Origin of the sequence: Profundibacter amoris (assembly GCF_003544895.1) — a bacterium.
Taxonomy (GTDB): domain Bacteria; phylum Pseudomonadota; class Alphaproteobacteria; order Rhodobacterales; family Rhodobacteraceae; genus Profundibacter; species Profundibacter amoris.
Genome location: NZ_CP032125.1, coordinates 3,353,354 through 3,366,857, shown reverse-complemented (window position 1 = coordinate 3,366,857; position 13,504 = coordinate 3,353,354). Strand labels below are relative to the sequence as shown.

Here is a 13,504-nt window from a genome sequence, read left to right as displayed (position 1 = left end):
AAAGCCCCGTGCATTCCGCGCGGGGCTTTTTGGTTTTTACAGCTTGTTAAGCAGTGCCTTTGTCGGCCACGCATCGGCAGGCAGGCCCAGCCGGATTTGTTCGGCTTGAATGGCGGCGCGGGTTTTGGCGCCCAGAATACCGTCAATTTTACCCACATCGTAACCACGCGCGGCCAGCTTTTTCTGCAAGGCTTTCATTTGCTTGCCAGTTAGCGCCGGATCGGGCTTGCCCGCAATATAGGGTTTGGCCCCTTCGATCCGCGTGCCGAAATAGGCGGCGGTGGTGACGTAGACCATGCTCTGGTTCCACTCGAAATAGACGCTGAAATTCGGATAGGCCAGAAACGCAGGCCCCTTGCGCCCCATCGGCAGCAGAACCGAGGCAGGCAGTTTGCCGGATGCCAGTGATCCCGCCCGCGCCTTAACGCCCATCTGCGCCCATTGCTTGACTGTTTGCTGGTGATTCAAACCAGTTTTGGACCAGTCCAGATTGGCCGGCACTACAATTTCCTGTAACCATGGCTCGTTCGGTCTCCAGCCAAGGCCGGACAGCATTTTTGCCCCCGACATCAATGCATCCGGAGGCGAAGTTTTCAGGCTGACATGCCCGTCGCCATCGCCATCCACACCGTTTTCCAGAATATCGGCGGGCAGCATTTGCACCATGCCGATTTCCCCGGCCCATGCGCCGGTGGTTTTGGTCGGGGATAGATCGCCTTGCTCGTACAGTTCCAGTGCCGCGAAAACCTGTGGGCGAAACAGTTGCGGGCGGCGGCAGTCATGCGCCAGTGTGACCAGTGAATTCACTGTGTTGAAATTGCCCTGAACTGCGCCATAGTCGGTTTCAAACGCCCAGAAGGCCAGCAAAACGCCACGGTTGATGCCGTATTGCTGCTGGATACGGTCAAACACGCGGTCGTATTTGCGGGCGTTGGTGATGCCCTTGTTCAGGCGGGATTTGCTGATCAGGGCCCGGGAAAAGGCAATAAAGTCTTTCTGGAACACCCCTTGCGATCGATCCGCCTTCAGGGTTTTCGGGTCTTGCCGGACCGAGGCAAAGAACCGGTCCACCGTGGCGCGGTCGTGGCCTTTGCTGATGGCCTCTTTTTTCAGATTGGCAACAAAGCTGCTGAAATTGCCACCGCATTGACTGGCTGCATAAGCGGGCGTCAGGGTTAGGCAAAGCGCCGCCAGCATCGGGAAAATCGGGTTACGCATAAAAGAGGCCTTTCAAAATACCAATTCGGGCGCAGATTAGCAGGGCTGCGGCCGGTGGCAATAGGTCAGGTGAACAGGGCCACGATGGCGACAATTGCAACCATTCCACCCCATGCCCGCCACAACACCTCTACCGCCGCATCTATGTCATCGGGTGTCAGGGTGCGGCGGCCTTCGGGGTGGACATAAGGGAATTCGCGCATCTGCCCGTGATAGCTGCGTGGGCCGGACAGGGCGATGTCTAGCGTGACTGCCATAGCCGCTTCGGGCCAGCCGGCGTTGGGGGAACGGTGCAGCGGTGCGTCGCGCAGGATCAGGCGCCATTTGTTCAGGGCGCGGTTGGTAACAGCAATCAGAAGGGCGGTCAGGCGGGCTGGGATGTAGTTCAGCACATCATCCAGCCGTGCGGCGGCCCAGCCGAAATCGGCGTGGCGTTCGGTTTTATAGCCGATCATCGAATCCGCTGTGTTGGTGATTTTGTAGATCAGCAGACCGGGCAGCCCCAGCAACAGGAACCAGAAGGCAGGCGCGATCACCCCGTCCGACAGGTTTTCCGCCGCACTTTCGATTGCGCCGCGGGCCACGGCGGTATCGTCCATTGCCGCCGTATCGCGCCCGACAATCCGCGCCACCATCAACTGCCCGTCAGCGGTGGACAGGCGCAGGGCATCGGCCACGGCGGCGACATGCTGGGTCAGGCTTTTCTGGGCCAGCAGCATTGCGGCCAGAATGATCTCTAAAATACCAAAATCCGGCAGGTTAGAGACGATTACCCCGATAATCCACGCCGCCAGAACCAGTGCGGCCATGGTCAGGATCCCGCTGCGTTTGCGTTCCTTTGGGTCTATACCGATTACGCCGGTGTTGAAGTTCTGATCCAGCCACCCCACAGCCCGCCCCATCAGCACCGCCGGATGCGGCACGCGGGACCACAGCCATTTTGGCTCGCCCAGGATGGCGTCCAGCAGCATGGCCAGAATAAGGATCAGCGCGGTATTCATTCGTCGCTCGGTAGTGGTGGATGACGGGTGGTAAAGTGCCCCTTTATCGCCTGTGGCCAATTGCGATAGGGCACCTGTCCCGATGTGCTGGCGGCGTGCAGGGCGGCATAGGCAACAATGGCTTCGGCCGCTTCGGGTGTGGGGGTGAATTGCCCAAGGGTGTAGTTCAGCTTGCCCTCGGCCTGAATGGTGACATTGCAGGCACGGTCACAGCCCATCAGGCAGGAAAACCGGCGGGTTTTCACGGCGGTGCCGGCTGCGGCGGTCTCGATCAGGTCGGCCAGTGCCTCGCCGTCGGTTTTGCCGGTGGTTTCATCCCAGCCCTCGCGCTTGCAGGTGTCGCAAATGGTGATGGTGGTGGTCATGCGGGTTTCCTTTGCTTCCTTTGCCGATGAAACGGATTACCCGCCCGATTGCAAGAGGGATGTCGCCAAATGCGCCCTGTCTGTCGTGAATCCGTTTGCAGTGACAGCACTGCCGTCCTATAGCTGGATCAGACGAAGCCCAAAGGGCCAGAACGGTTGGCTGGTGGATGATTGACCCAAACAGGGGATCAAAACCAGCGTCGTCGGGAGCATATGTTCCTGTCACCTGACCTGTTTGGGCCGGTTACGAGAGGATATATGCGATGAAAACCCTGATGTCTGTAATTCTGGCCCTGCTGGCCGCCCCTGCCTTTGCGCATCCGACCCATATTATCGAGGTCGCAGGCCATAACCATTGGCTGGGACTGGCGGCGATTGCCGCTGCTGCTGCGGCTGCCCTGTGGCAGGCCAAAAAAGGGCGGGACGAGGAAGCCTCGCAAGAAGACGAGACCGAAGAAGACCCCGATACTGAACCGCAGGAGGCCTGAGATTATGGGCAAGATTGGTGTGATGATCTGCGGCCACGGCTCGCGATCACAGGATGCGGTGAATGAATTTGCGGTGCTGGCCGAAAAGCTGCCCGCGCTGCTGCCGGATGATTATGTTGTTGATTACGGCTATCTGGAGTTTGCCAATCCGGTGATCCGCGACGGACTGGACCGTCTGCGCGGGGCCGGGTGCGACCGCATTATCGCCGTTCCCGGGATGCTGTTTGCCGCGATGCACACCAAGAACGATATTCCGACGGTGCTGAATACCTACGCCAAAAAGCACAGTGTTGATGTGACCTACGGGCGTGAACTGGGCGTGGACCCCAAAATGATCGCCGCGGCCGGTGCACGGGTGCGGGAAGCGGTGGATGCGGCCAATGCCGAATATGGCGATCTGCCGCTGGAGGAAACCTGTCTGGTGGTGATCGGGCGTGGCGCCTCGGACCCCGATGCCAACGCCAATGTCGCCAAAGTGGCGCGGATGCTGTGGGAAGGCATGGGGTTTGGCTGGTGCGAGGTGGGCTATTCCGGCGTAACCTTTCCGCTGGTCGAACCCTGTCTGGAGCATACCACACGGCTGGGATACAAGCGGGTGATCGTGTTTCCGTATTTCCTGTTTGCGGGTATTCTGATTGACCGGATTTACGGCTTTACCGACAAGGTGGCGGTGGCGCATCCCGGTATCCAATTCGTGAAGGCGGGCTATCTGAATGATCACCCGAAAGTGCTGGAAACCTTTGCCGAACGGGTGATGGAGCAGTTGGGCGACATGCCGCCCGAAACCTGCGGGACGTGCAAATACCGCACGCAGGTTCTGGGGTTCGAGGCCGAAGTGGGCGCGGTTCAGGAAAGCCACCATCACCATGTTGAAGGGCAAGGGGCCAATGCGCCCGGTGCGACAGTGGAAACCTGTGATTTATGCGATACGTTTTGCACCGGTGAATGTCGACTGGATATGGATCATCACCACCACCATCATCATGCTCATGACCACGGGGACGGGCATCACCATCATGACCATGATCACCACCACCATCCGGAATATCCGCACGCGAAACACCCCTTGGGGCCGGAAAGCGCGCGCAAGAAAGATGCGTAGTTCAACCAAACGGAAAACGCCCCTTGCGGGGCGTTTGCACTATTTTTTGATTGGTGCCTGTGGCGAGGTGCGCGCATGAGACCTTATGAAAAGGTGCCTTCGGAAATCTATGCCCAGAGCTTTGCCACGGTCCGCAAAGAGGCGCGGCTGGAACGGTTTGGTGCGGGGATGGAAGCGGTGGCGATCCGGCTTATCCATGCCTGTGGTATGGTCGAGGTGGCAGACCGTCTGGCGTTTTCCGACGGCGCCTATCAGGCCGGACGCGCCGCGTTAGAGGCGGGAGCGCCGGTGTTGTGCGACTGCGAGATGGTGGGCGCAGGCATTATCCGGAGGTATTTGCCGGCGGGGAATGATGTGTTGGTGACGTTGAATGATCCGGTTGTGCCTGCCTTGGCAAAAGAGATCGGCAACACGCGGTCGGCGGCAGCGGTGGAGCTGTGGCGGGATCGTATCGAGGGCGCGGTTGTGGTGATCGGCAATGCACCGACGGCGCTGTTTCACTTGCTGGAGCTGCTGGATGGGGGCTGGCCGAAGCCTGCTGTGATATTGGGTTTCCCAGTCGGGTTTGTTGGCGCGGCCGAGAGCAAGGCGGAACTGGCCGGTAATCCGCGCGGTTGTGACTTTGTTGCCCTGCGAGGGCGGCGCGGGGGGTCGGCGATGGCTTCGGCGGCGGTGAATGCCTTGGCGGCGGGATTGCCCGAGGCGGGGGCGTGAAGAGATTCTATGCCTCCGGCGGGGATATTGGGGCCATTTGGAAGGACTGCATGAAATGAAACCCTGGTTGCATATTGTCGGGATTGGAGAAGACGGGCTGGACGGGCTGACGCCTGCAACCCGTGCTGTGGTCGAGGCTGCCGAAGTGATTGTCGGCGGGATGCGGCATCATGCGTTGGCGGGGCTGTCGGGGGCCGAGCGGGTTAGCTGGCCTTCGCCCTTTGATGCGTTGATTGACACGCTGAAGGCCAATCGCGGCAAGCGGGTGGTGGTTTTGGCGTCGGGCGATCCGCTGTGGTATTCGGTAGGCGCAAAAATCGGGCGGGCGATTGATCCGTCCGAAGTGGTTTACCATCCGCAGGTCGGGGCATTTCAGCTGGCGGCGGCGCGGATGGGCTGGTCTATGGCGGATCTGGAAACGTTGACTGTGCATGGCCGTCCGGTCGAGCAGATGATTGCCTATATCCAGCCGGACCAGAGGCTGTTGATTCTGACCACGGGTGAAGAAACGCCGGCACAGATTGCCGCGTTTTTGACCGAGCGGGGGTTTGGCAAAAGCCGGATGACTGTGCTGGCGCATATGGGTGGCGAGGACGAGGCGCGGTTTGACGGGGTGGCTGAAAGCTGGACCCATGTGGTGCCTCCGTTCAACACGCTGGCGGTGGAATGTGTGGCCGCGCCCGATGCGGCGCTGTTGCCACGGGTGCCGGGGTTGGCGGATGATCTGTTCCAGCATGACGGCACCATGACCAAGCAGGAAGTGCGGGCGGTGACCCTTGCAAAACTGATGCCGATGCGCGGGGCGTTGTTGTGGGATATCGGTTGTGGCTGTGGTTCGGTCGCGGTGGAGTGGATGCGTGGCGCGCGCTATGCGCGGGCTGTGGGGATCGAGCCGCGCGCGGATCGGCGGGCGATGGCGGCGGCGAATGCGTTGGCGTTGGGGGTGCCAAAGCTGGAACTGGTTGACGGCAGGGTGCCCGAGGCATTGGACGGGCTGGAAGCGCCGGATGCGATATTCATCGGCGGCGGGTTGAGCCGCGAGGTGTTTGCGGCGGCTTGGGAGGCTTTACGCCCGTTGGGCCGGCTGGTGGCCAATGCGGTAACGCTGGAGAGCGAGGCGGTGCTGATTGCGCTGCATCGGGAATTTGGCGGTGATCTGGTGAAAATCGCGGCAAGCCGGGTCGAGCCGTTGGGGCCGTTAAGCGGCTGGAAACCGTTGCGGCCGGTGACACAGTGGAGCCTGATCAAGCGATGAGTGGAACCTTGTATGGCATCGGCCTTGGCCCCGGGGATGCGGAGCTGATGACGCTGAAGGCGGCGCGGTTGATCGGGTCGGCGCGGGTGGTGGCCTATCCGGCGCTGGCTGGTGGTGAAAGTTTTGCGCGATCCATTGCGGCGGAACTGTTGGCCGATGGGGTTCAGGAGATCAGGATCGACGTGCCGATGGTGGTGGATCGCGCGCCTGCGCAAGCGGCGTATGACAAAGCCGCAGACGAGATTTCAGCCGCGTTAGAGACTGGTTTGGACGTGGTTGTGCTGTGCGAAGGGGATCCGTTTTTCTATGGGTCGTTCATGTATCTGTATGCCCGCCTGTCGGGCCGGTTCACGGTCGAGGTGGTGCCGGGGGTGACGTCGATGACGGCCAGCGCGGCGGCTTTGGGCCTGCCTTTGGCGGCGCGTAACGAGGTATTGAGCGTGATCCCGGGGCCGCTGGAGGATGAGGCGCTAAAGGTGCTGATTGCGGCGGCGGATTCTGTGGTGATCATGAAAGTCGGGCGGCATCTGGAACGTGTCCGGCGGGCGATCGAGGGTTTGGGCCTGCTGGATCGGGCGCATTATATCGAGCGGGCCTCGCTGGTGCAGGAACGGCGGATGGCGCTGGCCGAGGCACCGCAAAAAGCACCGTATTTTTCAATGATACTTATCACAAAGGGGGCCGATCCGTGGCTTTGAAACCTGTCGTCATCTGCCTGTCCCGCGCAGGCGAATCCGTGGCGCATGATGTGGCGCGGGCGCTGGGCGCGGTGGTGCATGGCCGCGAGGGCCGCGTGGATGTGGCCGATGCGTTTTTCCCCAATGCGCTGGACCATGTGCGCAGCTTGTTTGCCAGCGGCACGCCGGTGGTCGGGGTCTGTGCCGCGGGGATACTGATCCGCGCGGTGGCACCGGTCTTGGCGGATAAACGGGTGGAGCCGCCGGTGGTGGCGGTATCGGACGATGGCGCGGTGGTGGTGCCCCTGTTGGGCGGGCATCGTGGCGCGAACCGGTTGGCACGGCAGATTGCCAAAGCGTTGCGGGCCAAGGCGGCGGTAACCACGGCGGGCGATGTGGCGCTGGGCGTGGCATTGGACGAACCGCCACTGGGCTATCGGCTGGCCAACCCCGAAGATGCCAAGGGTGTGATGATGGCGCTGCTGAACGGTGGCGGTGCGCGGCAGGTGGGCGAAGCGGTCTTTGATCTGCCGGATGATCCCGATGGCGCGGTGGAGCTGGTGGTGAGTGAGGCGCCGGAAACAGGCTCTAACACTAGGCTAGTCTACCATCCGCAGCGGTTTGCGCTGGGCGTTGGTTGTGCGCGCGGGGCTGATCCGGCGGAGCTGTGGGAACTGGTGCAGGGTGCGCTGGATCAGGCAGGGATTGCCGCCGGTGCGCTTGCCTCTGTCAATACGCTGGACCTGAAGGCGGATGAACCGGCGATGAACGAACTGGCGCGGCGGCTGGGGGTGCCTTTGCGGCTGTTCACGGCAGAGGAACTGGAGGCCGAAACGGCGCGTCTGGCCAATCCGTCCGAGGTGGTTTTTGCCGAAGTGGGGTGCCGCGGGGTATCCGAGGCAGCGGCTCTGGCGGCGGCGGGTGCGGATTCGAAACTGGCTGTCGAGAAACAAAAAACGACCAATTGCACCTGTGCGATTGCGCGGGCAGCAGAGCCTATTACAAACGAAAAAGGGCGAAAACGCGGAAAACTGTCGATTGTCGGCATCGGGCCGGGGCAGCACAGTTGGCGCACGCCCGAGGCCAGCCAGTTGATTGCACAGGCCGAGGAACTGGTAGGTTACGGGTTGTATATCGATCTGCTTGGACCGCTGGCAGCGGGCAAGACGCGCTCGGATTTTCCGCTGGGCGGGGAAGAGGACCGTTGCCGTTATGCGCTGGAACAGGCAGGCAAGGGGAAAAACGTGGCGCTGATCTGCTCCGGCGATGCGGGGATTTACGCGATGGGGGCGCTGGTGTTTGAATTGCTGGACCGTGGGCCGGACGCGCATGGCGTGTCGGATGCGGCGCGGCGGGTCGAGGTGGTCTCGACCCCCGGTGTTTCGGCATTGCAAGGGGCGGCGGCACGGGCCGGTGCGCCGCTGGGCCATGATTTCTGCGCGATTTCCCTGTCCGATCTGCTGACCCCGCGCGAGGATATTCTCAAGCGCCTGAAGGCGGCAGCCGAGGGGGATTTTGTAATTGCTTTCTACAATCCGGTGTCCAAACGTCGCCGCACTCTGTTGGCCGAGGCGCGGGACATTCTGTTGCAACACCGCCCCGCCGATACGCCGGTGATGCTGGCCAGTTCTCTGGGCCGACCCGAGGAACATATCCGCTATCACAATCTGGCGGATTTGCAGGTGGACGAGGTGGATATGCTGACGGTGGTTCTGGTCGGGTCCAGCCATTCACGACTGGCGCAACTGGGCGAAGGCCCGCGCATGTTTACCCCGCGTGGCTATGCGCGGAAAATTGATGGGGATCTGGCTGGAAATTAACCATGGGTATCAGAATAACTGTTTGAAAGAACTTGGAAAATACATCCACTAAACCGGTTTAGTAGTTCTTTTCCAGGGTGGCAGAATACAACGGGTTTTCGTCCAGACAGGACGGTGCCGGATTGAAAAGGAAACGGAATATGACGGTCTATTTTATCGGTGCGGGGCCGGGGGATCCCGAATTGCTGACACTCAAGGCGCAGCGGTTGATTGCGGCCTGTCCGGTGTGCCTGTTTGCGGGGTCTCTGGTGCCCGAACAGGTGGTCGCGGGTGCGCCCGAGGGGGCGATTGTCAAGGACACGGCGGCGATGACGCTGGATGACACCCACGGCGATATTCTGGCCGCGCACAAGCGGGGCGAGGATGTGGCGCGGGTCCATTCGGGGGACCCGTCGCTATATGGTGCGATTGCCGAGCAGATTCGGCGATTGCGGGCCGATGACATCCCTTACGAAATTGTCCCCGGTGTGCCGGCCTATGCGGCGGCGGCGGCGGCTTTGGGGCAGGAATTGACCATTCCAGAAGTGGCGCAATCCATTGTTCTGACGCGGGTTTCCATGCAGTCCACGTCGATGCCCGAAGGCGAAACGCTGGAAAATTTCGCCCGCACCGGCGCCACATTGGCGATCCATCTGGGCGTGCGCAACATGCGCGAGATCGAGCGTGTTTTGGTGCCGCATTACGGGCTGGATTGCCCTGTGGTGGTGGCCTATCGCGTGGGCTGGCCGGACGAGATGATTCTGCGTGGCACCCTGACGGATATTCGCAAAAAAGTACGGGTCGAGAAGATCACGCGCACAGCGCTTATCCTGGTCGGTCCGGCGCTGGGCGAGGTGCGGGAATTCAAGGATTCGGCGCTGTATAACCCTGATAAACCACATGTTTTACGCCCTGTGGTCGGGGTCGATCTGGTCGAGGATAACAACACCTGATCCGCATTGTCGCAAATTCTTAACTTGACCTTTACCAACACCGTGGCAAGGTAGGGGCAGGAAACTGGGTGGGCGAGCGATGTTTGAATTTCTGCCAAAAGAAGTGCGCGAGGGGCTGGAAGCAGCCCGCAAGCGCGATCTGAAACGCAAAAGCCGTTTACGGGTGCAAACCGATGACGAGATTTTCCCCGTGCTGCGGTTTTGGGAGACCGGTTTTGCCCTGGACGCGGAAAATGCGCCGCATCTGCGCGGGCTGGTTGATCTGTATGATGGATCACGACATCTGTATCAGTGTCTGATCGTTGCGTCCGAAGAGGATAACGGGCAGATGGTATACGAATTCAAACGCAGCACCGTGGCCAAGGACAAGGCACCGCTGGATTTCGTGCGCGATGTGAATGCGCCGATTGCGCTGCTGGGGAATTAAGGTTTGATTTCCACCGTGGTTCCGGTTTGAACCACGCGCCATAGTTCCTCGATTTCAGCATCCGAAACGGCGATGCAACCGGCGGTCCAGTCCGTCGGGATTGTTGCGAGTTTTCCGAATCCGTTGGGCTGCCCGTGGATGAATATGTCTCCGCCCGGATCCAGCCCTGCCGCCTTTGCGCGGGCGATGTCGTCCGCTTGTGGATAATCAATGCCCAGTGACAGGTGATATTTGCTGTTCGGATTGCGGCGGGTGATGGTGAATTTCCCTTCGGGGGTCTTGCCATCGCCTTGTTGCAGCTTGTCCCCATCGGGGGCGAAGCCAAGGGCGATTTTATAGGTTCGCACGGCTTGGCCATCACGGAAAACAGTCATACGACGGGTGGATTTTTCGATCAGGATGTGGTCGATCTGTTCGGTTAGTGGCGCGGGTGGGGGCGGTGGTTCCTGGGTGTAGCGGTCATAGGCGATGAACGCGGCAATGCCGAGCAACAGGATGAATAAAAGGCGGGTAAAAATACGAACCATATGGGGTAAGTGGTGATTCAAATCGCACTGGTCAAGGTTGGTGTTGCCCCGCACCGGATGCGGGGCCTTTTGGATTCAGTTCCCGGATCAAACCCGGGACAGCCGCAAATCAGGCCGCCGGTTTACGGCGACGGTTGCGGCGGCGTTTGGGTTTGTTGCCCTGGGGCGCGCCGGAAGGATTGCCGCCTTGGGGTTTGCCCCCACCGCGACGTTGACCGCCACCACCGCCACCACGGCGTCCGCCGCCACCGCCACGGGGCGCCGGTTTTTCCTCTTGCGGGCGGATGCCACCGGCCACCGGAATTTCGATCTTCATCAGCTTTTCGATCTGACGCAGATAGCCAATTTCAGTGGCGGAAACAAAGGCAATCGCCTCGCCGCCTTTACCGGCGCGGGCGGTCCGGCCGATGCGGTGGATATAGTTTTCCGGCACCTCGGGCAGGTCGTAGTTGTAAACGTGGCTGACGTCCGGAATGTCGATACCGCGCGCGGCAACGTCGGTGGCCACCAGCACGCGGGCCTCGCCGGATTTGAACGCCTTGATCGCGCGTTCACGCTGGCCTTGGGATTTGTTGCCGTGGATAGACACAGCAGAATAACCCGCCGTTTCCAGCGTGCGTTTCAGTTTTTCCGCACCGTGTTTGGTGCGCGAGAACACCAGCGACAGACCATCGGGGGATTTGTTCAGGTATTCCTTTAACAGTTCCGTCTTGTTGGCCTGTGCTGTGTAATACAGCGACTGGGTGATTTTATCGGCGGCCTTGCCAGGGGTCGAGACCTGAACCTTTTTCGGGTCTTTCAGATAGGCACTGGCGATTTCGTTCATCAGTTTGGGCATGGTGGCCGAAAACAGCATGGTCTGGCGCGGGGTGCCCAGCAGGGGGGCGATTTTGCGCAGGGCGTGGATGAAGCCCATGTCCAGCATCTGGTCGGCCTCGTCCAGCACCAAAAAGCGGGCTTTATCAAGGAAGATGGCGCGGCGGTCCAGCAGGTCGATCAGGCGGCCCGGGGTTGCGACAAGGATGTCGGTGCCCTTGGACAGGTTCTGGATCTGGCGGTTGATCGAAACGCCGCCCACCACAAGGTTCACCTTCAGGTGGGTTTTGCGCACATAGGCACGCAGGTTTTCGGCGATCTGGTTGACCAGTTCGCGGGTGGGCGCAAGGATCAGCGCCTTGGTGTTTTTCGGCGGGGCCTTGTAGCCGTCGCTCATCAGGTTTTCGATCAGCGGCAGGCCGAAAGCGGCGGTTTTGCCGGTGCCGGTCTGGGCAAGGCCCATGATGTCGTGGCCGGCCAGTGCCAGCGGGATTGCTTTTTCCTGAATAGGCGAGGGGGTTTTATAGCCGGCTTCGTCAACGGCTTTCAGGATGTTGGGCGACAGGCCCAGATCTGCAAATGTGGTCAAGGAATGACCCTTTCATATATGTATTCGGCGGCACAAAACGGGCCTGCCGATGGAATCAGCATAAGGCCCGATTGCGGGCCAACGTCTGAGGTTGCGACCAGTGTGGCCGTCAGAACCCCGCGTGAATGGGAACTTGGTGAAAGGTTATCGCACCCCGGGGCGTCCCGACTGCCAATAAAGGCGGGCTGCTCACGCGGCGACCGCTCGGGATGTATCGCATATCGGGGATGCGGGCGGGAATGTCAACAGGCGAGTGATAAGTCATAGGCGCGCGTCTGCGCACCAACTGCCCCTTTCCCCCGACGCCCGCTTGCGGTATCAGCGCAGCGTTACAAAGAGATTCCCATATAGGAGACCCGTCATGGGCTATAAAATCGCCGTCGTTGGGGCCACCGGTAACGTGGGCCGCGAAATGCTGAATATTCTGGACGAACGCCAGTTCCCCGTGGACGAACTTGCCGTGCTTGCCTCGCGCCGCTCGCTGGGAACCGAAGTCAGCTTTGGTGATAAAACGCTCAAGACGCAGGATCTGGACACGTTCGATTTTTCCGGCTGGGATATTGCGCTGTTTGCTGTGGGATCTGACGCCACCAAGAAATATGCACCCGTGGCCGCCAAGGCCGGTTGCCTGGTGATCGATAACTCGTCGCTGTATCGTTATGACCCTGAAATCCCGCTGATCGTGCCCGAGGTGAACGCCGATGCGATCGAGGGTTACAAGAACAAGATGATCATCGCCAACCCCAACTGTTCAACCGCGCAGATGGTTGTGGCGCTGAAACCGTTGCACGACCGCGCCACGATCAAACGGGTGGTGGTTTCGACCTATCAGTCCGTATCGGGCGCTGGCAAAGAAGCAATTGACGAATTGTGGGACCAGACCAAATCGATCTACAACCCTGTCGATAACAAACCGCCCAAGGTTTTCACCAAGCAAATCGCGTTCAATGTGATTCCGCATATTGATGTGTTCATGGATGATGGCAGCACCAAAGAAGAATGGAAGATGGTTGCCGAGACCAAAAAGATCGTGGACAAGGCCATCAAGGTCACCGCGACCTGCGTTCGTGTGCCGGTTTTTGTTGGCCACGCCGAATCCATCAACATCGAGTTTGAGGATCATCTGGACGAGGACGAAGCCCGCGACATTCTGCGTGAATCCCCCGGTATCATGGTGATCGACAAACGCGAGGACGGCGGTTACGTCACGCCGGTGGAATGTGTGGGCGACTACGCCACCTTTATTTCGCGCATCCGTCAGGACAGCACGATTGATAACGGGCTGAACCTGTGGTGTGTGTCGGACAACCTGCGCAAGGGGGCTGCGCTGAACGCGGTGCAGATCGCCGAAGTTTATGTGAACCGAATTCTAAGCAAACGCTGATTTATCGGATATTGCGAAATTGATGGCAGGGCTTGGCGGATGATTTCTGCCAGGCCCTTTTTGGTTTTGAATCACCACCCATCCCGCAAGCACCCGTCATTTTGCAAAAATGATAGCGCCCGACCTCCCCATGGAGGGCGCTTAGCGACGTTGCAATCAAGGGGTAGGGTCAGGCATGCAATAGTGTTC

Annotated in this window: 15 protein-coding genes; 10 read left to right on the top strand and 5 right to left on the bottom strand. The window is 60.1% G+C overall.

Going from position 1 to position 13,504, the window contains the following annotated elements:
* Positions 1-36: 36 nt before the first annotated feature.
* The 3 genes from BAR1_RS16895 to BAR1_RS16885 form a co-directional block, all read right to left on the bottom strand.
* Positions 37-1,218, bottom strand: coding sequence for a lytic murein transglycosylase (locus tag BAR1_RS16895; RefSeq protein WP_118944110.1), 1,182 nt, complete (start codon positions 1,216-1,218; stop codon positions 37-39).
* A 65-nt stretch (positions 1,219-1,283) separates the two neighbouring features.
* A complete protein-coding gene (gene cbiB / locus BAR1_RS16890) occupies positions 1,284-2,219 on the bottom strand; it encodes an adenosylcobinamide-phosphate synthase CbiB (protein WP_118944109.1) in 936 nt (311 codons plus the stop codon).
* On the bottom strand, positions 2,216-2,584 hold the full coding sequence (locus BAR1_RS16885; protein WP_118944108.1) for a DUF1636 family protein: 369 nt from the start codon (positions 2,582-2,584) through the stop codon (positions 2,216-2,218). The genes cbiB and BAR1_RS16885 overlap by 4 nt, the downstream gene beginning before the upstream one ends.
* Between BAR1_RS16885 and BAR1_RS18075 the strand changes: the two genes are divergently transcribed.
* From BAR1_RS18075 to BAR1_RS16845, 9 genes are all read left to right on the top strand, one after another.
* Positions 2,583-2,759 (top strand): hypothetical protein, encoded by a 177-nt coding sequence (locus tag BAR1_RS18075; RefSeq protein ID WP_162891826.1) that lies wholly within the window; start codon positions 2,583-2,585, stop codon positions 2,757-2,759. The genes BAR1_RS16885 and BAR1_RS18075 overlap by 2 nt on opposite strands.
* Positions 2,760-2,847: 88 nt before the next feature.
* Positions 2,848-3,072, top strand: coding sequence for a DUF6732 family protein (locus BAR1_RS16880; protein ID WP_118944107.1), 225 nt, complete (start codon positions 2,848-2,850; stop codon positions 3,070-3,072).
* A gap of 4 nt (positions 3,073-3,076) precedes the next feature.
* Complete coding sequence (locus BAR1_RS16875) at positions 3,077-4,174, top strand: sirohydrochlorin chelatase (protein ID WP_118944106.1); 1,098 nt, start codon at positions 3,077-3,079, stop codon at positions 4,172-4,174.
* A 75-nt stretch (positions 4,175-4,249) separates the two neighbouring features.
* Complete coding sequence (locus BAR1_RS16870; RefSeq protein WP_118944105.1) at positions 4,250-4,888, top strand: precorrin-8X methylmutase; 639 nt, start codon at positions 4,250-4,252, stop codon at positions 4,886-4,888.
* 55 nt (positions 4,889-4,943) lie between these two features.
* Complete coding sequence (gene cbiE, locus BAR1_RS16865) at positions 4,944-6,143, top strand: precorrin-6y C5,15-methyltransferase (decarboxylating) subunit CbiE (RefSeq protein WP_118944104.1); 1,200 nt, start codon at positions 4,944-4,946, stop codon at positions 6,141-6,143.
* Complete coding sequence (cobI, locus tag BAR1_RS16860; RefSeq protein ID WP_118944103.1) at positions 6,140-6,841, top strand: precorrin-2 C(20)-methyltransferase; 702 nt, start codon at positions 6,140-6,142, stop codon at positions 6,839-6,841. Before cbiE ends, cobI begins: the two co-directional genes overlap by 4 nt.
* The gene (gene cobJ, locus BAR1_RS16855; protein WP_118944102.1) at positions 6,832-8,640 is read left to right on the top strand and encodes a precorrin-3B C(17)-methyltransferase; all 1,809 of its coding nucleotides are present in this window, start codon (positions 6,832-6,834) and stop codon (positions 8,638-8,640) included. The genes cobI and cobJ overlap by 10 nt, the downstream gene beginning before the upstream one ends.
* Positions 8,641-8,780: 140 nt before the next feature.
* A complete protein-coding gene (cobM, locus tag BAR1_RS16850; protein ID WP_118944101.1) occupies positions 8,781-9,572 on the top strand; it encodes a precorrin-4 C(11)-methyltransferase in 792 nt (263 codons plus the stop codon).
* A 79-nt stretch (positions 9,573-9,651) separates the two neighbouring features.
* Entirely contained in the window at positions 9,652-9,999 is a 348-nt protein-coding gene (locus BAR1_RS16845; protein ID WP_118944100.1) for a hypothetical protein, read from the top strand.
* On the opposite strand, the gene BAR1_RS16840 is transcribed toward BAR1_RS16845, so the two are convergent.
* Entirely contained in the window at positions 9,996-10,526 is a 531-nt protein-coding gene (locus BAR1_RS16840) for a L,D-transpeptidase family protein (protein ID WP_118944545.1), read from the bottom strand. The two genes, BAR1_RS16845 and BAR1_RS16840, sit on opposite strands and share 4 nt — an antisense overlap.
* 109 nt (positions 10,527-10,635) lie before the next feature.
* A complete protein-coding gene (locus BAR1_RS16835) occupies positions 10,636-11,931 on the bottom strand; it encodes a DEAD/DEAH box helicase (protein WP_118944099.1) in 1,296 nt (431 codons plus the stop codon).
* A 361-nt stretch (positions 11,932-12,292) separates the two neighbouring features.
* Here BAR1_RS16835 and BAR1_RS16830 point away from each other — a divergent pair, with 361 nt between their 5' ends.
* A complete protein-coding gene (locus BAR1_RS16830) occupies positions 12,293-13,315 on the top strand; it encodes an aspartate-semialdehyde dehydrogenase (RefSeq protein ID WP_118944098.1) in 1,023 nt (340 codons plus the stop codon).
* Positions 13,316-13,504: the final 189 nt, after the last annotated feature.

What these genes read in the sequence shown, in the direction of transcription:
- BAR1_RS16895 (WP_118944110.1), bottom strand. Translation starts at nt 1,218, where the DNA reads ATGCGTAACCCGATTTTCCCGATGCTGGCGGCGCTTTGCCTAACCCTG.
- cbiB (WP_118944109.1), bottom strand. Translation starts at nt 2,219, where the DNA reads ATGAATACCGCGCTGATCCTTATTCTGGCCATGCTGCTGGACGCCATC.
- BAR1_RS18075 (WP_162891826.1), top strand. Translation starts at nt 2,583, where the DNA reads ATGCGGGTTTCCTTTGCTTCCTTTGCCGATGAAACGGATTACCCGCCC.
- BAR1_RS16885 (WP_118944108.1), bottom strand. Translation starts at nt 2,584, where the DNA reads ATGACCACCACCATCACCATTTGCGACACCTGCAAGCGCGAGGGCTGG.
- BAR1_RS16880 (WP_118944107.1), top strand. Translation starts at nt 2,848, where the DNA reads ATGAAAACCCTGATGTCTGTAATTCTGGCCCTGCTGGCCGCCCCTGCC.
- BAR1_RS16875 (WP_118944106.1), top strand. Translation starts at nt 3,077, where the DNA reads ATGGGCAAGATTGGTGTGATGATCTGCGGCCACGGCTCGCGATCACAG.
- BAR1_RS16870 (WP_118944105.1), top strand. Translation starts at nt 4,250, where the DNA reads ATGAGACCTTATGAAAAGGTGCCTTCGGAAATCTATGCCCAGAGCTTT.
- cbiE (WP_118944104.1), top strand. Translation starts at nt 4,944, where the DNA reads ATGAAACCCTGGTTGCATATTGTCGGGATTGGAGAAGACGGGCTGGAC.
- cobI (WP_118944103.1), top strand. Translation starts at nt 6,140, where the DNA reads ATGAGTGGAACCTTGTATGGCATCGGCCTTGGCCCCGGGGATGCGGAG.
- cobM (WP_118944101.1), top strand. Translation starts at nt 8,781, where the DNA reads ATGACGGTCTATTTTATCGGTGCGGGGCCGGGGGATCCCGAATTGCTG.
- BAR1_RS16845 (WP_118944100.1), top strand. Translation starts at nt 9,652, where the DNA reads ATGTTTGAATTTCTGCCAAAAGAAGTGCGCGAGGGGCTGGAAGCAGCC.
- BAR1_RS16840 (WP_118944545.1), bottom strand. Translation starts at nt 10,526, where the DNA reads ATGGTTCGTATTTTTACCCGCCTTTTATTCATCCTGTTGCTCGGCATT.
- BAR1_RS16830 (WP_118944098.1), top strand. Translation starts at nt 12,293, where the DNA reads ATGGGCTATAAAATCGCCGTCGTTGGGGCCACCGGTAACGTGGGCCGC.